Origin of the sequence: Saccharibacillus sacchari DSM 19268 (genome assembly GCF_000585395.1) — a bacterium.
Lineage (GTDB): Bacteria > Bacillota > Bacilli > Paenibacillales > Paenibacillaceae > Saccharibacillus > Saccharibacillus sacchari.
Genome location: NZ_KK073875.1, coordinates 5,262,164 through 5,282,209 on the forward strand (window position 1 = coordinate 5,262,164; position 20,046 = coordinate 5,282,209).

Annotated in this window: 18 protein-coding genes and 1 pseudogene; 8 read left to right on the top strand and 11 right to left on the bottom strand. The window is 52.8% G+C overall.

All coding sequences use genetic code 11. The features are described from left to right. The first annotated feature begins 82 nt into the window (after positions 1 to 82). The gene (locus SACSAC_RS22780) at positions 83 to 1,117 is read left to right on the top strand and encodes an ROK family protein (protein ID WP_037290670.1); all 1,035 of its coding nucleotides are present in this window, start codon (positions 83 to 85) and stop codon (positions 1,115 to 1,117) included. A gap of 38 nt (positions 1,118 to 1,155) precedes the next feature. Further along, a complete protein-coding gene (locus SACSAC_RS22785) occupies positions 1,156 to 2,394 on the top strand; it encodes an MFS transporter (RefSeq protein ID WP_037290672.1) in 1,239 nt (412 codons plus the stop codon). A 337-nt stretch (positions 2,395 to 2,731) separates the two neighbouring features. Here the strand turns inward: SACSAC_RS22785 and SACSAC_RS22790 are convergent, their stop codons facing one another. The 3 genes and pseudogenes from SACSAC_RS22790 to SACSAC_RS22800 all read right to left on the bottom strand — a co-directional run bounded on the left by SACSAC_RS22790 (position 2,732) and on the right by SACSAC_RS22800 (position 5,943). Beyond that, the gene (locus tag SACSAC_RS22790; protein WP_037293587.1) at positions 2,732 to 3,766 is read right to left on the bottom strand and encodes a serine hydrolase domain-containing protein; all 1,035 of its coding nucleotides are present in this window, start codon (positions 3,764 to 3,766) and stop codon (positions 2,732 to 2,734) included. 437 nt (positions 3,767 to 4,203) lie between these two features. Further along, positions 4,204 to 5,463, bottom strand: coding sequence for a M20/M25/M40 family metallo-hydrolase (locus tag SACSAC_RS22795; RefSeq protein WP_037290675.1), 1,260 nt, complete (start codon positions 5,461 to 5,463; stop codon positions 4,204 to 4,206). Positions 5,464 to 5,604: 141 nt separating this feature from the next. After that, positions 5,605 to 5,943: pseudogene (locus tag SACSAC_RS22800) on the bottom strand (winged helix-turn-helix transcriptional regulator). Positions 5,944 to 6,063: 120 nt separating this feature from the next. On the opposite strand from SACSAC_RS22800, the gene namA reads away from it, so the two are divergent. Continuing rightward, a complete protein-coding gene (gene namA, locus SACSAC_RS22805) occupies positions 6,064 to 7,080 on the top strand; it encodes an NADPH dehydrogenase NamA (protein ID WP_037290678.1) in 1,017 nt (338 codons plus the stop codon). A gap of 53 nt (positions 7,081 to 7,133) precedes the next feature. Here the strand turns inward: namA and SACSAC_RS22810 are convergent, their stop codons facing one another. Then, a complete protein-coding gene (locus tag SACSAC_RS22810) occupies positions 7,134 to 7,583 on the bottom strand; it encodes a hypothetical protein (protein WP_037290681.1) in 450 nt (149 codons plus the stop codon). A gap of 141 nt (positions 7,584 to 7,724) precedes the next feature. Here SACSAC_RS22810 and SACSAC_RS22815 point away from each other — a divergent pair, with 141 nt between their 5' ends. The 4 genes from SACSAC_RS22815 (at position 7,725) to SACSAC_RS22830 (ending at position 10,774) form a co-directional block, all read left to right on the top strand. Further along, positions 7,725 to 8,462: a cyclase family protein gene (locus tag SACSAC_RS22815; protein ID WP_037290683.1), complete on the top strand. Its 738-nt coding sequence runs from the start codon at positions 7,725 to 7,727 to the stop codon at positions 8,460 to 8,462. Between the two features lie 215 nt (positions 8,463 to 8,677). Then, positions 8,678 to 8,995, top strand: coding sequence for a DUF5713 family protein (locus tag SACSAC_RS22820; protein WP_037290685.1), 318 nt, complete (start codon positions 8,678 to 8,680; stop codon positions 8,993 to 8,995). Between the two features lie 121 nt (positions 8,996 to 9,116). Next, complete coding sequence (locus SACSAC_RS22825) at positions 9,117 to 10,097, top strand: AAA family ATPase (RefSeq protein WP_037290687.1); 981 nt, start codon at positions 9,117 to 9,119, stop codon at positions 10,095 to 10,097. A 47-nt stretch (positions 10,098 to 10,144) separates the two neighbouring features. Beyond that, positions 10,145 to 10,774, top strand: a complete 630-nt coding sequence (locus SACSAC_RS22830; protein ID WP_037290689.1) for an RNA ligase family protein — start codon at positions 10,145 to 10,147, stop codon at positions 10,772 to 10,774. Positions 10,775 to 10,975: 201 nt separating this feature from the next. Here SACSAC_RS22830 and SACSAC_RS22835 read toward each other — a convergent pair whose 3' ends face one another. The 7 genes from SACSAC_RS22835 to SACSAC_RS22865 form a co-directional block, all read right to left on the bottom strand. Continuing rightward, positions 10,976 to 11,353, bottom strand: a complete 378-nt coding sequence (locus tag SACSAC_RS22835) for a PilZ domain-containing protein (RefSeq protein WP_037290691.1) — start codon at positions 11,351 to 11,353, stop codon at positions 10,976 to 10,978. 87 nt (positions 11,354 to 11,440) lie between these two features. Beyond that, a complete protein-coding gene (locus SACSAC_RS22840) occupies positions 11,441 to 11,914 on the bottom strand; it encodes a hypothetical protein (protein ID WP_037290693.1) in 474 nt (157 codons plus the stop codon). Positions 11,915 to 12,062: 148 nt separating this feature from the next. Beyond that, positions 12,063 to 13,232, bottom strand: coding sequence for a response regulator transcription factor (locus SACSAC_RS22845; protein WP_037290695.1), 1,170 nt, complete (start codon positions 13,230 to 13,232; stop codon positions 12,063 to 12,065). Further along, positions 13,229 to 15,031, bottom strand: a complete 1,803-nt coding sequence (locus SACSAC_RS22850; protein ID WP_037290697.1) for a sensor histidine kinase — start codon at positions 15,029 to 15,031, stop codon at positions 13,229 to 13,231. Before SACSAC_RS22850 ends, SACSAC_RS22845 begins: the two co-directional genes overlap by 4 nt. Before the next feature lie 9 nt (positions 15,032 to 15,040). Continuing rightward, entirely contained in the window at positions 15,041 to 15,922 is an 882-nt protein-coding gene (locus SACSAC_RS22855) for a carbohydrate ABC transporter permease (protein WP_037290699.1), read from the bottom strand. Between the two features lie 52 nt (positions 15,923 to 15,974). Continuing rightward, the gene (locus SACSAC_RS22860) at positions 15,975 to 16,868 is read right to left on the bottom strand and encodes a carbohydrate ABC transporter permease (RefSeq protein ID WP_037290701.1); all 894 of its coding nucleotides are present in this window, start codon (positions 16,866 to 16,868) and stop codon (positions 15,975 to 15,977) included. Positions 16,869 to 16,955: 87 nt separating this feature from the next. Further along, positions 16,956 to 18,311 (bottom strand): extracellular solute-binding protein, encoded by a 1,356-nt coding sequence (locus tag SACSAC_RS22865; RefSeq protein ID WP_037293589.1) that lies wholly within the window; start codon positions 18,309 to 18,311, stop codon positions 16,956 to 16,958. Between the two features lie 300 nt (positions 18,312 to 18,611). Between SACSAC_RS22865 and SACSAC_RS22870 the strand changes: the two genes are divergently transcribed. Continuing rightward, positions 18,612 to 19,949, top strand: a complete 1,338-nt coding sequence (locus SACSAC_RS22870) for an APC family permease (protein ID WP_037290704.1) — start codon at positions 18,612 to 18,614, stop codon at positions 19,947 to 19,949. The last annotated feature ends 97 nt before the right edge of the window (positions 19,950 to 20,046 follow it).

Consider the following 20,046-nt stretch of genomic DNA (forward strand, 5'->3'; position numbering starts at 1 on the left):
TTCATTTATTAAAAGGGTTTTAAAAAGTGTTTGAGTATATAACGAAGCTTCGGCTTCTGCACAGGAGGCGTTATATCCCCTTATGATTCCCTCTTCTTTCAATTCGGCTCAGGTCAAGCGGCTTAATGTCGAGATCATCAAACAGGCTTTAAAAGCGACCGGTTCGGCTACCAAAGCTTCGCTTGCCGCCATGACGAATTTGAGCATCGCGACCTGCGGAACCATTTTGAACGAATTAACCGCCAGCGGCGAAGTGTTCGAGCATGACGCGGAACCTTCCAGCGGCGGGCGGCCTGCCAAGTTATACTGGTTCAACGCCGATTATGCGCGGGTGCTATGCGTGATCGTCCGATCCGAAAACGGTATCGATTCTTTGCAAACCGCAGTCGCTAATCTGGTAGGAGAGCGTTCCGACGAAGAAAGCTTCATCGTTGAAGGCGTGCTGAATGATGATTTCCTGTCGGATTGGATCGGAAATAAACTGCAAACACTCGACGGCGTTCGCGCGATCGGCATCGGCATTCCCGGTGTCGCTCATGAAGGCATCATCGGAATCTGCGATACGGCGGGTCTTGCGGGCAAATCGTTGGGACCGAGACTGCAAGCCGAATACGGCCTCGACACGACGATCAGCAATGATATGAATCTGACCGTCTACGGGATGTACCACCAACAACAGTTCGAGGAAGAACGTCCTTTTGCCGTCGTGACGTTTCCGCGCGGACATTTTCCCGGAGCCGGTTTTATTGCGGGCGGACGGATCTTGAACGGGTATACCGATTTCGGCGGCGAAGTCTCCTATCTGCCGTTTGCCGGACTGACACGCGACGAGCAGTTAGCGAAACTTCGGACGCCGGACGGATTCCTGGCGATCGCCGTTCAGACGCTCACCTCGATCATCGCTATTTTCAACCCGGCATCGATTGCGGTCACGGGGGATGCGGTCGATCCTTCGCTGGAATCCGCGCTTCGAGACGGGTGCCTGCGCAATATTCCGGAAGCCCATATGCCGGAGCTGATTGTCCAAGCCGACACTCGTCTTGAATATATGTCCGGCCTAACTACATCGACGCTCGAAAGCTTGACCTATCGCCTGCAATCGATCGATAAGTTTTAACGACTCTATTTTACATCCCGGAAAGGAATTACTCTCGCATGAAAAAACGCCTCGGCGGTATCGACCGCATCTATATGTGGCAATTGATCACGATTTTTCTCGGTTTTATCGTATTCGGCTTCTCGGAGAATATCAAAGGCCCCGCGATTCCGCGTATTCAGTTCGACTTTAACTTGAACGAAGGTCAACTGGGCACGCTGCTGTCGCTGAACGCGCTCGGCTACCTCATCGCCTGTTCGTTCACCGCCATACTCGTCCGCAAATGGGGCATCAAAGCCGTCAGCATAATCGCGTTCGGCTCGATGGTGTTATCCGGCGTGCTGATCGCGTTATCGCAAAGCTACGGCGTGTTCTCCTCTTCCTACTTCCTGATGTACATCGGCAACGGCATGCTGGAGATCGCCCTGGCGATTCTCGGCGCACGGATCTTCGTGAAAAATACGGGCATGATGATGAATCTGTCCCACTTTTTCTACGGCTTCAGCTCGACGGTCGCGCCGCTGATCGCTACGGGTCTGATGTCCGTGACGATCTTCGGCTGGACGCTGGATTGGCGCGGAATGTATCTCATCATGTTGTCGCTGTGCGTGCTGCCGATTCTGACCGCGCTCAAAAGCCGTTTTCCCGGCGACGATATCGCGCATGAAGACCGTTTGCCGTTCAAAAAGCTGATGCAGGATCCGGCGATCTGGCTGATGGTGCTGATCCTGTCGTTCGGCGTCGTATCCGAGCTTGCCGTCGGCGGATGGCTGGTTAACTTTTTGGAAAAAGCGTACGGCTGGACGACGGTGTCCGCTTCCGGTCTGCTATCCGCGTTCTTCCTCTGCTTCGCGTTGGCTCGGCTGCTGCTGGGCGCGTTGACGGACCGGATCGGGTTTACGTTGTCGCTCATCATTTTCGCTGCCGTTTCCGCGATATGTACGTTCGGCGCGATCTTGGGCGGCGAGAAATTCGCTTTTCTGTTCGCGGCGGCAGGGATCGGGATCGCGATGATTTACCCGACCGTGATGGCGTTTATCGCCCGGCGTTATCCGCACGGCAGTGATACGGCGATTACGTTCACCGTCACCTTGATGGGCGTGGGGAGCGTGATCGGGAACTATATCATCGGGGCTGTCATTGAAGGGGTAAAAAGTGCTTTTGGCGCGAACTCCTCCGTCGGACTGCTGCGCGGACTTCAAGCGGGGTACGGGTTTATCGGGTTATGCGCCGCGCTCAGCGCCGTTTGCGGGATCGTGCTTTATCGGTATTTGAAAAACAGACATGAGCTGATATGATGATCCGCTTTAAGGCGTCGGGAAAGTTACGTGTGTGGGGGAAGCGAGAAGACTGCGAGAGAAATTGCCAGCATAGGCTTCCGAAGTGCATTTCTTCGAAATGCTTCACAATTCGCTGTCTCACTCGGAAAGATGGATTGGAAGTTTTATAAGGAATTTTCCGAGTTCAAAGGCGTCTTGAACTGAATTTCTCTCTCCGTCTTCTCGCTTCCAGCTACGTTTGATTTTCTCGACATGAAGAAGCTGATCGTCAGATCAGCTTCTTTTTTTCGCTTATATTGAGAGGGTTAAGTCTTGGATGTTCAGTCAGAACGACTTCGTATTCGAATAATCAAATTCACTTTGATTCTCGGATACTTGTTCCTACGTCTGCGGCTACTTGCCAAGCGGCTCCGTCGATGTTTGCCAGTACGTGCACGCGAAGTCCGAAATCGGCGTATACGCGAGATACCATGGATACGCCGGGATCGAATCCCATGATATAGCGGCAGCGTACGTGTTCGCCGTCCATTCCGATCCATATGCCGTAACCGTAAGCCGTATCTTCGTCTTCCGTGATTTGCGGCGACAGGAGTTTTTGCGTCAGCTTTTCCGACAATAATTGATAACCAAATAGTGCGCTCCAGAACTTATCCAGATCGCCTATCGTCGTGAACGCTCCTCCATCCGGTCCGCCAACGACGGGCAGCGAGAAGATGTTCGTTTTCCAACCGTCTTCGCTATCGATATAGCCCAGCGCCGTTCGCTCCGGTAGTCGGTCCATGCGGAAGTAACCGGAATCGGTCATACCGCAGCTGTTGAAAATGTGTGTCTCCACGTAGTCCCGAAAGTTTAGCCCCGATACGTTTTCCACGATCAGTCCCAGCAGAATATAGCCGGAATTGTTGTAAGCAAAACGTTCACCTGGTGCAAACTTCATCGGTTCTTCCGCAAACAAAGGCAGAAAATGCGAGACTTTGGTCATGCCGTACGTCGGCCGCTCGCGCCACAGTTCTTCGAAATCGTCCATGACTTCTTCGTCGAAATAATCCGGGACGCCCGAGCTGTGAGTTAGCAGATGATGTACATTGATGTCTGGATCAAAATTCGGAAAAGAAACTTTGGTGCAATCGCTCAGCTTCGTATCGAATGCAAGTTTTCCCTGCTCGACCAACTGACAGATCGCTACCGCCGTAAAGATTTTACAGCCTGACGCGATGCCGAACCGGGTCGTTGTGCGATTGGCAACCTGGTCACTCCGATTGGCGTACCCGTACGCGGCTTCCGTAGATTGATCCTCCGTGCCGCTGACTTTGATTACGCCGGAAAACGGTATGTCATGTTCTTCGTTCTCGTTGTATGCACGAACGGCTTGCTCGATATTTCCGCTCATTGCATCATTCTTTTTTGCTGTATGAGATGTATCGATAAGGTTTGGTTCATTCGTCGAATTCATTGGCATATCCCCTCGCTTTCCGCAAAACAAACTATCCGTCCTGTCCGTCAGCCCAACCCATATCTACATTTTACCGGACCAAAGACGAGAAAAATGAACACTTCTTGCGGCATGCCAAGTTTCCCGACAAACGGAGGCTGACATGCTGCATATTTTTCGAATATTGACGGAGCATCGACTGCCTGTACGGCGAATCGAACGGCTTGAGCCGAGTTTGGAAGTTTGGTTTACGGAGATGGTGCGCGAATGAGAGAATTGATCGCTTTGATGCCCGAGAGCAAGATAACGGCGCAGCTTTCCGTCTGCTGTTCAAGCGTCAAGCCCTATAGGCCGCGGAAAAGGCGGATCTGCGCCTCCGCGGCCTTTTTTTCGACTTAAACGCGCTTGGGCAGTAAAGGTTCGGTCATGTCTTTCAGACCTGCAAGGCCCAGTATCGTTAGCAAAATCTTTTGCACGCCGAGATGCGCATCCGTTGGATCATAATACTCATTCAGCGTATGCGCTCCGCCGAAATCTCCGCCGCCTCCAAGCGTGACTGCCGGAATGCTCAGATGAATCGGGATATTGGAATCCGTGCTGCTTGCGCCTTCCAGTATCGGACGGAAACCCATGACAAGACCCGCAGCGGCAGCCGTCTGCACGATCTCGCTATCCGGCGATTGCGAACCGGCCGGACGATCGCCGACGCGCTCCAACGCAACGGTGATAGCCCCCTCTTTTCGCCAGCGCCGATTTTCCGCCTCCGCCGCTTCGCGAATCAAGGTGAGCACCTTCGTTTCCAGGCTTTCCAGCTCAGCTTGCGACGTTGAGCGCATATCAATGACGGCTTCTGCCGTTTCCGCGATCGTATTGACGGAGGTCCCGCCGCCGATCAAGCCCACATTGAACGTCGTTTTCGGATCGCGCGGGACTTCGAGATCCGAAACTTTGGCGATCGCGCGGCCCAAGGCATGAATCGGACTCGGCGTGCCAAAGTTGCCGAAGCTGTGCCCGCCCGGTCCTTGGAAGGTAACTTTGTAACGCTTGCTGCCTGCGCCCAGATACGTGATCCGATCCGGCGTGCCCGGCTCGATCGAGATAAAGCCGTCAATGTCGCTGCGATTGGCAAATAGCGTTTTGACCCCGCGCAGATCGCCGAGCCCTTCTTCGCCTACGGTCGCTCCAATGATGAGGTCGCCGACCGTTTGCAGCTTGGCTTCGTTCAATGCACGCGCAATCGTGAGCACGGATGCGAGTCCGCGACCGTCGTCGGAAATGCCCGGCGCGTATACGCGGCTGCCTTCGCGGCGTGCTTTGACATGGGTTCCGCGTGGAAACACGGTGTCGAGATGCGCGCAAATAACGAGTTTAGGGCCATTTCCGCTTCCCCGGCGTACACCGAATACATTGCCTACTTCGTCGGTTTTCACTTCTTCGATGCCTAGTTCAACCAACTTGCGGGCGAACAGTTTGCCTTTTTCCGCTTCTTCGAAGGTCGGCGCTTCGACTTCGGTCAGTTCGATCTGCTCTTCGGTCGTATGATCGTTGTCGGCTTTGAGAAAATCGAAGGCACGGCGGACGTCATCATGATTATTCAGCGTGTCGAACGTCTCCGTAACTTGTTCGGAGATCGCTGTTTTTTGAGAACCGGGCATGAGAATTCCTCCTCGTTGAGTAAGTTTGTGGCGTCGGGCGGCGCTGCGGATGAACGGGTGTTAGGAAAAAGATTAGAATGAGCGAATTAGCTTTTTTCATCTTACATTCGGGTGCATAAAAATGCAAAATGACGCGGTTAGTCAGTTTCGGTTTGCTACGCCCCAATTGCACATCGAATCCAGTACGGGCATTAATGTTTTTCCTTTGTCTGTTAGCGCGTATTCGACCCGGGGCGGGACTTAGTTAAAAGATTTGCGGTTCACGATGCCGGAGCACTCCAGCTCTTTGAGTTGGCCGGTCAACATTTTATGCGTGATTCCGGTAATATGCTGCTTTAACTCGCCGTATCGCTGGGTCTCTTGCCGAGCCAGACGATAAATGATCCTCATTTTCCATTTGCCGCCGATTAGCGATAGCGTGTACTCGAACGGATTATCCTCGGTGTCTTTCGGGACGTTTTTTTCCGCGTGATTTTGCATTCGCTTACTCTCCTTTTGGTGTGTATCCTACAAAAAAGTGCATACTGTTCGTTCGGAAATCGTGTCTTTATAATCGATTGTACCGGACTCGCGAGCCGCTGGCAAAAGGAGGAAATCAAGATGTTGTTCGAACCATTGTCTTTTGGAACGCTTCGTTTGAAAAACCGAATCATGATGGCTCCGATGGCGACGTCATTTGCGCAAAACGACGGACTGCCCCAGCCGGAGCATCTGATCCATTACGCTTCCCGCGCATTAGGTCAAGCCGGATTGATTATGTTGGAATCGACGGCGATCTCTCCGTCCGGCCGGAGCGTATCGCACAATCTGGGCTTATGGAACGATGCGCAAAAGCAAGGGCTGCGACAGATCAACGACACGCTGCATCGTCTCGGCTCCAAAACCGGGATTCAGCTTTGGCACTCGGGGAGGAAAAAGGAAAACGAAACGACGGGGGAAACGGTGCTGTCTGCTTCCGGACTGCCGTTCGAAAGAAGACCGAGGCAAGCCATGAATCGGGAGCAAATCGCCAATGTTGTAACGGAGTTTAAAAAAGCGGCGCACCGGGCCAAGGAGGCCGACTTCGATGTGATTGAAATTCATGCCGCGCATGGTTTTCTGATCAACGAATTTTTATCCCCGATCACCAATCGACGAGAAGACGAATACGGCGGAGGACGCCGCAATCGCTACCGTTTGCTCGGCGAGATCGTCGATGCAGTCAAGCAGGTATGGACAGGTCCGCTGTTTGTCCGCATTTCTGCCGAAGAGTACCATCCGGAAGGCAATCACGTCGAAGACCATGTACAATACGCGCGATGGATGAAAGCTCAAGGCGTGGATCTGATTCATTGCAGCAGCGGCGGGATTTTACCGGAAGCGCCTCCCGTCTATCCCGGTTACCAAGTGCCTTACGCCGAGCGTATTCGTCTGGCTGCCAACATCGCTACCGCAGCCGTCGGCCTGATCGAAACGGGTAAGCAAGCCGAGGAAATTTTGCGCAACGGGAGGGCCGACCTGATCGCGATCGGACGACCGCTGCTGCGCAATCCGTTCTGGGTCGCGGAAGCGGCACGGGATTTACAGGTGGAGTTGGATGCGCCGCGCGTCTATCGACCGTATTGGAAACAGGGATAAAGAAAAAGCACAGGCTGCCCGGCGTACCCACGCATGGCGGTCTGTGCTTTCGTTTACGGATGAAACTGTGCGTATAAGCGATCATATTTCCGGTTTTTTTCATACAAATTAACGAAGCCCAAGATGACGCTGAACGCGACCAGCATCGCCGGAAGAACGATTCGAATACCGAGCGGTTGGCTATTCAACAAACCGGCAAGATCGTAACCGTTGACCACAATTTGCCCGAAAACCAGAATAAACAGCATGAAAATCAATGATTTCAGAGCTTCAAGCAATACGATGACCAGCTTCGGCCAAGACTGTTTCCGTTTCCAGCTTCTAAAAAAATGCTCTTCGTTTTTCTTTTCGTTGATTAGCAAAAATCCGCCTCGGATTCCGAACAAAGCCAACACCGTGTAATAGATCGCCGGGTATCCGATTTCGACGCGCAAAGGAACAAATATCAAAACGGCCAATAGGCCGAACGCCAGAACCGCGCGGGTTGTTTTGTTGAATTCCATCGTTCGTCTCTCCTTCCTCAAACACACATTAATTTCCATATTAACATATAACAAATCGACGGCAAAGCCTCACGACTTGTTTTTCCAAAACGTTTTCACTTATAATTAACCATTAAAAAAGGAAAAAAGAGGTGGGTATTCATGACCAACGAACTTCTCGACGCGCTTAAATGGCTCAAACAAAAACAATGGATCGACCTGACCCACACCTTCGGACCGGATTCTCCGCATTTTGCGGCGTTCGCGCCTGCCGAATTCGAAACGCTGTTCGATCACGACGACGGATTTTTCGCGCAGCGCTTCAGTTTTGCCGGACAATACGGAACGCATCTGGATGCTCCGATTCATTTTGTGCGGGATACGCGTTACTTGGATGAACTGGACTTGAAAGAACTTGTGCTGCCGCTGGTCGTGATCGACAAGTCCGAGGAAGCTGCCGCCGATGCCGATTACTCATTGAGTGTGCAGGATATCGAAGAGTTCGAAGCGAAGCACGGAACGATCGAAGCCGGCAGCTTCGTCGCGTTGCGCACCGATTGGAGCCAGCGCTGGCCGAGTCAAGAACAGTTCGAAAACAAAGATGCGGACGGCAACAATCATGCTCCCGGCTGGTCGCTTGAAGCGCTGGAATTCTTGTTCCGTGAGCGCAAGATCGCGGCTGTAGGCCATGAAACGTTCGATACTGATTCCGCGGCCGATTATACGAAAAACGGGGCGCTGATCGGCGAATATTATGTGCTGGAACAAGACGCGTATCAGGTGGAACTGCTGAAAAACTTACATCTGCTTCCGCCGAAAGGCGCCGTGATCTTTAATATCGTACCGAAAGCGGAAAAAGCATCGGGCTTCCCGGTACGCTCGTTTGCGATCCTGCCTTAAGGCCGTTATTCTAGGGCGTGTCTTAAAACTCCGATGAAAGCAGATTTTGCCGAATTTTTGTGCTCAGCAAGGAACTTTTTCGAAGTCGTGCCGGGGCACGTCAAGAAACAGTGACGCCGCGGAGCGCGAAAAGGCGGTAAAATCTGTACATCGTCGAGTTTTAAGACACGACCTAAAGTCAGCATCGGATTTTAAACTGAAGGGAGTTCACGCGCATGAAGCATTCGATCACCTATTTGCATGACATGTACCAAGATTCTTATTTCCCCGATTTTCTGGTCGACAAGATCAAAGCCGAGCTTCAAGGATTGGAACAATTTTTGCAAGCCGGACCGTACGAGACCGAAGAAGTTCAAGCCAAGCTGGATGACGTGACCATCGCGATCAACGGCATTCAGGAAGAGTTTTTCGAACATAACAGCGATATTGAGACGGTCGGACGCGATTCGATCGCGGTCACCGTCGAGCAGATCTTGCAAGCGCACGGAATCGAGATCGATCTGGAAACGGCGCTGCAAGAACGGGATTGGTAGATGTCGCACGTAGAGGAATATGAATACCGCGATGGTCCCGGGACTATCGCGGTATTCGCAATGCGCTTGGTTCGGGGTATAATACACATTGGGACCACCGCCGAAAGGAGGTGAATTCCTTATGAATACGATTCATATGCTGGTCGGCATTCCCGGCAGCGGTAAAAGCGTTTATGCTCGGCAGCTGGAAAAAGCGACGCGGGGCGTCATCGTCTCGACGGACGGAATCCGGCTGCGGTTGTTCGGCGGCGAATCCAAGCAAAAAAATACGTATATCATCTTCGACGAAGCTTTTCGGGAAATCGGGCAAGCTTTGGCGGACGGACGCGACGTGATTTTCGACGCGACGAACGTGGATCGGGCTCGGCGCGCGAAGTTTTTGAAGCGTTTCTCCGATACGCCTGTAGAGTGCCACTTCTTCGATACGTCGTACGAGACGGCGCAGCGACGCATCTCTTCGCGCAAACGCAAGCTGGACGACAAGATTTTGACGAAGTATGCCAAAAATCTTCAATTTCCGCTTCTTGGCGAAGGGTTTACGACCGTGCATATCGTGCATGAGAGTGGAAACGAAGCATCGGACGGCTCGAAACCTGCACTAGACCGCGGCGAGATCGAAGAGCTGCTGGCTCGGCAGGCGAGTCACGACGAGCTGTTCGCGCATTTGTCCCGCCATCCCCTTTTCGCGCAGATGCCCGGGTACGACCAGGGCAATCCGCATCACAGCCGCACGCTGTCTCTTCATACGTACGCCGTGTTGGAATACGTGAATGCTTTTTACGAAGAAGAAGACAAGCTTGCGATGCAATGGACGGCGCTGCTGCACGATATCGGCAAGCCTTTCTGCAAAGTGTGGAAAGAAAACCGGGGCTACTATTCGTATTTCGGTCACGAGCATGTCTCGGCGTCCATCGCTTGCAATCTGTTAAAAAGCTTGGGTTACGACGACAAGTTCGTGCTGGACGTGGCGAGCCGGACGGAGATGCACATGGAGATCATGCACGGCGGAGACGCGGGCGCGTCCAACGTGTACCATCTGCTGGGCGGAGAACTGCTTGCGAAGATGTACTTTTTTGCGGAAGCCGACACCTATGGAAAATGAGCATAACGAAACCAATCGATTCATGAACGAGTTCAAGAGGTGATTCCATGAAAATCAAATACCCGAAAACGATGCACCTGCCCTGGTCCAGAAGCTATACGGACGACGACAAGATTTTACGGGACACGGCGCATTTTATCGGAAAAGAAGTGGTCGTAACGGAAAAAATGGACGGGGAAAACACCACGATGTACCCGGACCATATCCATGCAAGGTCGCTCGACAGCAAAGACCATATTTCTCGGCATTACGTCAAAACGCTGCACGGAGGCATACGGTATCTGATTCCGGAAGGTTGGCGGTTATGCGGGGAAAACGTGTACGCGAAGCATTCGATCAAATACGAGGCTTTGCCGGGGTACTTCATGCTGTTCTCGGTGTGGGATGACCGCAATGCCTGCCTGTCTTGGGACGAAACGGAACGCTTGGCGCGCGAACTGCATATTCCTACGGTTCCGGTGTTGTATCGGGGCGTTTGGGATGAAAAAGCGATTAAGGAATGCTATACGCGCGTATCGAAATACGGCGGCGAGCAGGAAGGTTACGTTGTACGTCTAGTCGATTCTTTCGCCTATGACGACTTTAAGAAAAGCTTGGCTAAATTCGTGCGTAAAAACCATGTCCAAACGGATGATCATTGGCTCAGCCAACCGGTGAAACCGAACGAACTGGGGTGAACAAAACAAATAAGCCGCAGCCGGAAAACAGGTTTGTGCGACTAGACTAAACCATGAAGTTGATTAACAAAAAGAAAGGAGAGAGTCCGATGTAAGATACAATGTAGGTCCTATCGCGAAAACGACTGGATATTCAGCAACCGCCGTCTTCTCAAGCTTCGACTTCTAGTCTCCCTCACTTCCACATTTTATCCTTCTGCCTTACATCACGCGAATTCGATTCGCTCCTGCCAGTCCCCGAAGCTCCAACTGCAACCGATCCTTCTGATCTTCCGGCACTTCCATCTCTACCCCGTAGTAATGACGATTGTTCTCTTCTTTATTCCAACGCAAATGGCCTTCGAAATGCATCGGATCTTCATTCAACACGAAATCCAGAGCCACGCGAATTCGATTTTTTCCTACAGGAATCTCAAGCGGCAGCGATATCAAGCAGCCTGATCGACTGATGTCATGCATTTGCGCGGATATCGGCTTGCGCGGAGCAGGCGTGAAGTTCAGGCTTACGATATACAGTTCGAATGTGATCGGTTCATCCAGTACATAGCGAAACGGCGACTTTCTTCGATTTCCTGCCATAGCACAACCTCCATTTTATCCCAAGTGTGTTTGTACTATTCATCGGTTCGCGCGAATCGAAAATGAAGAGAAAAGAAAAAAGAACGCCTATTGTTGGCGCTCCAATCTCTGCTTCAATCTTTCGTAACGCTCCTCGCTTCCGGCATGAAAAACCGTCCCCATCAAAAAAGACACAATGACCAAGATCAATGCCAAAATACCGATCGTATCCAAAGGCTGTTCAACCAGCATTTGCAGCAGATTCGTGCCCTCCGTCAGATAAACGGCAACGGCAAGAATCATCAATCCGATGAATAAATAAGCGCATGCCCGCATGCTTTCCGATAAACTTCCTTTCCAAAACCCTGGAGGTCCGTTTTCCTCGCGTTTACGAACAAAACGTTCGTTGCTCGTTTCTTCGCCGCGTATTCTCACCAGAGAAATAATCAGCCCAATCACGTTGCCGGCAATGATAATTCCCAGTATATCTTTTGGAGCAGGTGCCAGAATGATAAAAAACGCCAATGAAAATAAGGAAGCACCGATCGTCCAAAACATCTCGCGCTTTTGTTCGATTCTCATCTAACCCCCCCTTATATTTCCATTATATCATACTAAAACTTGCAAAAAAACCCTGCTTTCCCTTTTTGAATCTGGGAAAACAGAGTTTCGGGTTGAACATGCAGATACTTCATACACGGTCAGATGCTCGATTTTATTTGGTCGATGCTTAACAACGGCTTTTCGTCTGCTCCCGATACTCCGAAGGCGTACTCCCGATCTTTTTCCGGAACACCTGCGAAAAGTGCCGGACATCCGGGTAACCTACGCGTTCCGCAATATCGCCGACCTTCAGTTCGGATTCGCCCAGCATCTCCATCGCGTGCTCCAATCGAAGCTGAGTGATATACTCTTTGAACCCTTGTCCGGTCTTCTGCTTGAACAACTGGCTGAAGTAGGCCGGATTCAGGTATACGACAGACGCTACCTTTTCCAACGACAATTCGGCGCCGTAGCGGGCTTTGATGTACTGAAGCGCCACTTCGACCGCCTGCTCTCCTCCGCTGGCGTAATGATCGTAAACCTGATATTCCGACGATTCGCGCATGCGCTGCACCTCCTCGGGCACTCGGGACGGATCTTCGATTCGGCTCGACACCAGCAATTGGAACGGTTTTTTGAGATAACGCTTGAGACAGCTCCGCAATTCCTCGTTCAATCCGGCCATGCTCCCGCGTTCAAGTTTGACCAGCCCGAGCAGGCTTTTGGCGTCAATGCTTGCGACAAAGCCGCGTCCGAAGGAGGCGATTAGCTCGTTCATGACGTTTTCGACGATAAAATGCTCCAACTTCGTATCGGTGTCGCTCTCCACATGGACCATCAGCAAGTGAAAGTCCGGGTAGGATTCGGTAAACGAAGCCAGATCGATTCCGCCTAGATCAAGTCCCGACGCCCATCTGGCAAAGACGGCTTCGCGCAGAAAACGCAGGTTTTGTTTGAGCAGCAAGCTTTCTTTGGCCCGCACATTGCGTTCGGCAATCTCCTCGCCCATCTTTTTGATCAACTCGACCAGAATGTCTTTGCCGATCGGCTTGAGCAGATAATCTCTGGCTCCGAGCCGAACCGCTTTTTTGGCATATTCGAATTCGGAGTATGCGGAAATGACGACCCACTTGGCATCCGGATGCAGCGTTCGGGACACTTCCATCAATTCGAGTCCGTTCATGCCGGGCATCAGCACGTCGGTGAGCACTAAGTCGATCAGCTCATTCTTCAGACGCTGCACTGCCTCGGTCGGTCCTTCGGCGAGAACCACCCGATGCTGCGGAAAGGCTCGTTCAATCGTACGCTGAATTCCGCTGCGAATAATCGGTTCGTCATCCACGACGAGTATATTCACGCAAAGTCCTCCTCCTCGGGAAGCGGGAAGGTGACTCTCACCTTGGTCCCGGTTCCCGGTATGCTGTGGATCGTAAGTCCGTAAGCGTCACCGTACGTCAAGCGGATACGGCGCTGCACGTTAAGCAATCCGATGCCGATCCGTCCGCCTTCGACGTGCCTGGCGGCCGCGGGCGGATAATCGAGCAAAATTTCCAATCGACGAAGGGTGACCGCGTCGATTCCAGCCCCGTTGTCCTCGACGACAATATGCAAATTCTCCTCGTCCACCTCGGAATAGATGCGTAACGTGCCCCCTTCCCGCAAAGGCTCCAATCCGTATTTAACGGCGTTTTCCACGATAGGCTGCAAAATCATCTTCGGTACGGGCGCGTCCAGCCAACGTTCTTCGACATCGATTTGCGTCAGCACGCGTCGCCCGAGCCGGGTCTCGATGATCGTGAGGTACGACTTCAATTGCTCCAATTCAAGCCGCAGACGCACCCGTGCCCCTTCCTCCCAATCGCTGCTGTACCGGAACATTTTGGACAACGCCAAAATCACGCCTTCAAGACGATCGTCTTCGCGTTCGTCCAACATCCAGTAGATCATATCGAGCGTGTTGAACAGGAAGTGCGGATTGATCTGCGATTGCAGCGCCTGCAATTGAGCGTTCTTCTCGCTGATCGACGCCTGCTTGATGCCTTCGACCAACCCGTCCATCTCGCGTACCATGCGGTTGAACGAACCGACCAGCACGTTGATTTCCTGGTAGGATTGGATATGCACCTGGCCTTTGAAATTGCCCGTCTCGACCTGCTTCATCTGCTGGACGAGACGCTTGAACGGCAAGGAAAACGAACGGGAAACGATCGTCGACAGAATCGTCGCTGCAACAATGAGCGCCACGATGACGGTAAGCAAAAATTGCTGAGTCTCGCGCAGTTCCAGCTTCAAGTCGCTTTGCGGAGAAGCTCGCAGAATCGTCCAGCCGTTCTTCTCCACCTGTGCCGCAGTCAACAGCCAATCGCCGCCTTCGTAGGAACGAATTTTTCCCGACTCGAGCAAGCCGGGCCAGCCGGGCGGAATTGACTTCCAGGCCGCTTCTTCCGTTCCGGTGCGGATAATATCGTTGCTGGCTCCGTCCAAAATGGCGACTTGGGTGTTTTGCCCGACGCTCGCGTTGGACACGGCCGACGTGATGGCGTCCGCTTCGACTTCGATCAGCACGTAGCCGACCGACTTCAAATTTTCCAGTTCGAACACCTGGCGCCCGAACGCGAAAACCGGCCGGGCCGACCAACCGCTCATCAGCGATTCGGGATAGACGCCGAGCCAGCGGATATCGCCTTCCGAACGCCGGAGTTCGGCAAACCACGGTTTGTCGGGATACGTCTGGATCGAAGCTCCCGTGGAACGCACGAAGCTGTACACCTTGCCTTGGTCCGCCAAAATATGAATGCCGACGATATCGCTTCGGGAATAGAAAATGGCGCCCAGAATATCGGTAATCCGCCGCTCGGCCTGAATTTGCGCGCTCGATCCCGCGGACGGATACGGCTGCCGCAGCAGACGCATCAATTCCCCGTTGCTGCCCAGCGTCTTCGTGACGCTGTCGTAGCCGTCGAGCAGCTGCTCGAACAGCGCGACCGTTTGGGACATATTTTTTTCGGCCAGGGTTCCCACTTGCTCCCGAACCTGCTCGGTCGCCCGTTGATAGTAGACGAGGCTGACGATCAGCAGAAGACCGAGCAGGCTGAACAGGAACACGGGAAAGAGCCGGCCGTAAATCGTGTTTAGGCGTTTCGTTAAGCGTCTCATAGACTCATCTTAACCCTTAACGGCACCTGCTACCATGCCTTTGGTAATTTTTTCTGCAAGCAGGAAGTACACCACGATAACAGGCAGCGCGGCAAGCACGAGGAACGCTCCGATCGCGCCGTAGTTGACCGAATACTGACTGACGAAGCTGTATACGCCGAAAGGAAGAGTCTTGAGTTTTTCGGACGAAATGAAGGTCGCTGCCAGAATGTATTCGTTCCAAACGTTGATGAAGGTCAAGATACACACGGTCATCATCGGCGGGATCGACACGGGCAGGATCACGCTGCGGAAAATGCGGAACGGCCCGGCTCCGTCCATGATTGCCGATTCTTCGATCTCATGCGGAATGCTGCGCAGGAATCCGCTGAGGATGAAGACCGCGATCGGCATTTGGAACGCCATATAAGGCAGAATCAGTGCCAGATGCGTATTGAGGATATGCAGGTTTTTGAAAATGATCATCAGCGGCAGCAGCGTGCCCTGCATCGGAATCATCATGCCGAGCAGGAACAGCAGCATGACGAGTTGGCCGTACTTCCAGCGGAAGCGGGCAATCGCGAAAGCGGCCAGCGACGCCAGTAAGATAACCCCTGCCATCGTGGTTGCCGTGACGAACAAGCTGTTTCCGAGGTAGCGGAGATAGTTCCCGCCTTCGATGGCTCCTTGATAATTGCTCCACTGCCACTGGGCAGGCAAAGCGAAGAAACTGCCGGACAGAATTTCTTCATTGGTTTTGAGCGAGTAGATCAGCAGCCATACCAACGGATACAGCTGCGTGAGCAGCAGAAGACCGAAGAACACGAAAGCGATAGCCGTCTTGAACGAAAATCTGCGGCCCAAAATTTTGAGCGCGGGCTTCGAACCCGCGGAACTTGCGAACTGACTCATGGGCGGAGCCCCCTTTCCTTATATGATGAGAGTATTGGTTGAGCGGCAAAGATCACGAATATCGTTTTTCAAGCCGGGTGAACAACACGTTGATCAATACGGTCGCGATCAGGCAGATCGTGATCAGCATATTGGCAATCGCGCTGCCGTAGCCGTACTGCATCGTGAGGAACGACATATTGTACATATGGCTTGCCAATACTTCGGTCGCATGGGCAGGGCCGCCGCCCGTCATGACCATGATCAGGTCGAAGGACTGAAGCGAACCGATGAAAGACAACACGATCGAGATTTTGAGAATCGGCAGAACCATCGGCAATGTGATATAACGGTCGGCTTTGAAGCCGTCGGCTCCGTCGATCTTGGCCGCTTCGTAGATTTCGCTCGGAATATTCTGAATCCCGGTAAATTGAATCAGAATATGATAACCGAGATATTGCCAGAGCGAGACGAGAATGATCGCGTAGATCGCGATTTTCGGTTCCGTCAGCCAGGAATGCGTCCATGATTCCAGACCGACGCTGGTCAGGATTTGGTTGATCATGCCGCCCATCGAAGCCGGGTTGTAGATCGTTTTCCACAGCTGCCCGATGATCGCGACGGACAAGATAACCGGCAGGAAGTAACTCGACACCAGGAAGTTGGGCCGGCGAACGAAACGGGTGATCAGGACCGCGACCAACAAAGCAATCGGCACCTGTACCAGCATCGAGAATCCGGCCAGAGTAAAGGTTCGGCGCACGGCCGGCCAAAACACGGCGTCGCGGGTAAACATTTTCACGTAGTTATCAAGACCGACAAAGGTGGATTGACCAATCCCGTTCCAATCGAGCAGTCCGCTGTACAGCGAAACGAGAATCGGGATAAATACGAGACCGACATACACGATCAGACAGGGCAGGATAAACGCCGCGATCGTCCAACGGGATACTTTTAATACGTTCACGCGAAAGTCCGCCTCCTTGAGAGAGCCGCCGACGAAGAGAAGGGGACCTCGGGTCCCCTTCTTTTGTTTCCGTCCGGCTTCACGTTATTATTTGTTTTCTTCGTACGCGGCTTGCAGTTCTTTTGCCACCGCGGCAGCATCTTTCTTCTCGACGAACAGGCTTTGCGTGCCCGACAGGTGAACCTGCGTTACCGCCGGATTCATCGTATTGTCGAACGCCAGGTCGCCGCCTTGAACTTTCTTGAACAGATCAAGCACGTTCATCGCCATTTCCGAGTAGCCCGCCGCCGCGAAGTCGCCGTCGACGTTCTGCGCGATCCCGACTGCGCCTTTGGCTTCGAACGCTTCTTTCGGGAAGTTCAGCATGAAGTAGTTCAGGAAGGCTTTCGTTTCTTCCAGATGCTTGCTGTCCTTCGAAATCGCGAACGCGCTGCCCGGTGCCAGCATGAACTCGTCCGGATTGCCTTTGCCGTTTACGGTCGGGAATTGGAACACGCCTACATTGCCGTCTTTGCTGACTTCAGCGGTTTCGATGCCGCCCGTTGCCCAGCTTCCCATGTAGTACATGGCCGCCGTGCCGGTCTTGAACAGGTTTTCGCCCGCGTTATAGTCGAACGAAGTCGCGCCGTCCTGGAACGCCCCCGCGTCAACCAGTTGTTGGAACGCCGTAATCGCGTCAACGTAAGCCGGATCTTCAAACGTCTTTTTGCCGTCCAGCACGTCTTGCAGGAAGCCCGGACCTCCGTTCGTTCTCAGCAGGATGTTCATGAACAGGAACGAACCGGTCCATGTATCTTTTTCGCCCAGAACCATCGGCTGGATGCCTTTGGATTTCAGCGTCTTGATCGCTTCAATCATTTCTTCGAAAGTCGTCGGAATTTCGACGCCGCCCTGCTCCATCAACTTCTTGTTGTAGTACACGACGCCGATGTTGTTGCCGTCCGGCAGCGCGTAGAGATTGTTATCGAACGTGTAGTAATCGAGAATGCCGGATTGGAACGTGTCTTTCAGACCGTTCTCTTCGACCATGTCGTTCAGCGGCGCGAACAGGTCGGCGTCGACGAACGGCTGCATTTGCGCGGCCGGGTTAACAACGGTAATGTCCGGTACTTCCTTCGAAGCGGCTTGCGTTTTCAACTTCAGCTTCTGTTGGTCGGTGTTCAGCGAATCCAGTTCGATGGTCACGTTCGGGTTGTCTTTTTGATACTGGTCGACGATCTTCTTCATCATCTGGTTTTTCGGATCGCTGGCGTCCGGGTAGATATTCTGGAACGTGATCGTGATGTTCTCCGCTGCCGGTTCTTTGGTGTCGGTCGAGGCAGCAGCCGGATCAGCCGTTCCCGCATCGCCGCCCGCGTTGTTCGTTGGAGTCGAGCCTCCGCCTCCGCAAGCGCTGAGACTGAATGCCAGAACCCCTGTCATTGCCATTCCGAACCATTTCATCTTTTTCTTTGTCACTGTATTTCCTCCCCTTGATTCATGGTTTGGTTCTTTTTGATAACGTTATTATGGCCTTTACTGAAAACGCATACAATGGAAATTATTCAGGGACAATGTTTGTTTTTTCGTGATTCGCGTATCGAATCGTTTCGGAAAAGCAAACAAAAGATGTCATATTCGTCAGCGTGAAAACATGCTAAAATGATACATTGTCTGTTGCTTTCTTCAATTAACGGACCAATTCGAAAAAGCATCTGTCTTACAACACAATCTCTACAGCAGTCGAAAGGAAACGTGAACGTCTTGTCCAACACATCCAAAGCATCCTCCGGCCCCTCGGGCAACGGACTCAAAAAATCGGTGACCTTCCTCGAAGCGATGGCGATCGTGGTCGGCATGATTATCGGCTCCGGCATTTTTCTGAAACCCGGTATTGTACTCGCCAGCGCGGGCTCGCCCTGGATGAGCATTCTTGCTTGGGTCACGGGCGGCATCATTACGCTGGCTTCCGCCCTGTCGGTCGCGGAAATTGCTGCCACTATTCCGAAAGCAGGAGGACTGTACGCCTACCTTGAAGATTTGTACGGCGAAGTCGTCGGCTTCCTGCTCGGTTGGGTGCAGGCGGTCATCTCCTATCCGGCATCCGTAGCCGCATTGGCGATTGCTTTCGCTTCGTACTCCGGCTACTTTTTACCGATGAACGGCATCCAGCAAAAATTGCTCGCGATCGGCATTCTGCTGTTTATTTTGCTGATGAACGTGATCTCGACCAAGTATGGGGGCATCATTCAATTGGTCGCCACGGCAGGCAAGCTGATTCCGGTGGTCGGCATCGTGGCGTTCGGATTGATCTCCGGCACGCAGCCGGGCTTTGCCGGCGTATCCGGCTTGACTGCCGGAGCGGCGGGCTTCGGTGCAGCGATCCTGGGGACGTTGTGGGCGTATGACGGCTGGATCGGCGTAACGAATATGGCAGGCGAGATGAAAAATCCGGCCAAAACGCTGCCCAAAGTCATTCTGATCGGAGTATCGTTCGTGATCGTGGTGTATGTCCTGTTCAATCTGGCAATATTCCGCGCGCTGCCGTTCGAGCAAATCGTTTCGTCGCCGACACCGGGTGCGGACGCCGCTCAAGCGCTGCTCGGCAGCGGAGGCGGAGCGTTCATCACGGCGGGCATCATCGTCTCGGTATTGGGCGCGTTGAACGGGTATCTGATGACCGCCGCGCGCGTGCCGCAAGCGATGGGCGAACGCGGGATTGCACCGTTCTCGGGTTTTCTTAAACGGATTCATCCGCGCTTCGGTACGCCTGCGAACGCGTTGATGTTCCAAGCGGCTCTAGCCATTATCTACATCTTCTCGGGCACGTTCAATACGCTGACCGACCTGCTCGTATTCGTATTGTGGATTTTCTTCACGGCCGGGGTATTCGGGGTCTTCATTCTGCGACGCACGGTAGCTCCGTCCTCGGGCCGCTACCGGGTGCCGCTGTATCCGATCACGCCGATCATCGGGATCGCGGGCGGATTATACATTTTGGGCAGCACGTTGATGGATAGTCCGGGGCGTTCGTTGATCGGGATCGGGATTACGTTGGTCGGACTGCCTGTGTTTTATTATATGAAGAAAAAAGGCAGGTAGGTCCTGTTCGTGAAAGTCTTTCAAGGGGTTACGGGAAGAAATTCGTTTAAGACGCTGTCTCACTTGGAAAACTGGATTAAAATTTTAGGTGTAGATT

Coding starts and splice junctions, on each gene's coding strand:
- SACSAC_RS22810 (WP_037290681.1), bottom strand. CDS start 7,583: ATGGAATTCAACAAAACAACCCGCGCGGTTCTGGCGTTCGGCCTATTG.
- SACSAC_RS22795 (WP_037290675.1), bottom strand. CDS start 5,463: ATGCCCGGTTCTCAAAAAACAGCGATCTCCGAACAAGTTACGGAGACG.
- SACSAC_RS22785 (WP_037290672.1), top strand. CDS start 1,156: ATGAAAAAACGCCTCGGCGGTATCGACCGCATCTATATGTGGCAATTG.
- SACSAC_RS22830 (WP_037290689.1), top strand. CDS start 10,145: ATGAAAATCAAATACCCGAAAACGATGCACCTGCCCTGGTCCAGAAGC.
- SACSAC_RS22850 (WP_037290697.1), bottom strand. CDS start 15,031: ATGAGACGCTTAACGAAACGCCTAAACACGATTTACGGCCGGCTCTTT.
- SACSAC_RS22825 (WP_037290687.1), top strand. CDS start 9,117: ATGAATACGATTCATATGCTGGTCGGCATTCCCGGCAGCGGTAAAAGC.
- SACSAC_RS22835 (WP_037290691.1), bottom strand. CDS start 11,353: ATGGCAGGAAATCGAAGAAAGTCGCCGTTTCGCTATGTACTGGATGAA.
- SACSAC_RS22780 (WP_037290670.1), top strand. CDS start 83: ATGATTCCCTCTTCTTTCAATTCGGCTCAGGTCAAGCGGCTTAATGTC.
- SACSAC_RS22820 (WP_037290685.1), top strand. CDS start 8,678: ATGAAGCATTCGATCACCTATTTGCATGACATGTACCAAGATTCTTAT.
- SACSAC_RS22855 (WP_037290699.1), bottom strand. CDS start 15,922: ATGAGTCAGTTCGCAAGTTCCGCGGGTTCGAAGCCCGCGCTCAAAATT.
- SACSAC_RS22840 (WP_037290693.1), bottom strand. CDS start 11,914: ATGAGAATCGAACAAAAGCGCGAGATGTTTTGGACGATCGGTGCTTCC.
- SACSAC_RS22790 (WP_037293587.1), bottom strand. CDS start 3,766: ATGAGCGGAAATATCGAGCAAGCCGTTCGTGCATACAACGAGAACGAA.
- namA (WP_037290678.1), top strand. CDS start 6,064: ATGTTGTTCGAACCATTGTCTTTTGGAACGCTTCGTTTGAAAAACCGA.
- SACSAC_RS22815 (WP_037290683.1), top strand. CDS start 7,725: ATGACCAACGAACTTCTCGACGCGCTTAAATGGCTCAAACAAAAACAA.
- SACSAC_RS22865 (WP_037293589.1), bottom strand. CDS start 18,311: ATGAAATGGTTCGGAATGGCAATGACAGGGGTTCTGGCATTCAGTCTC.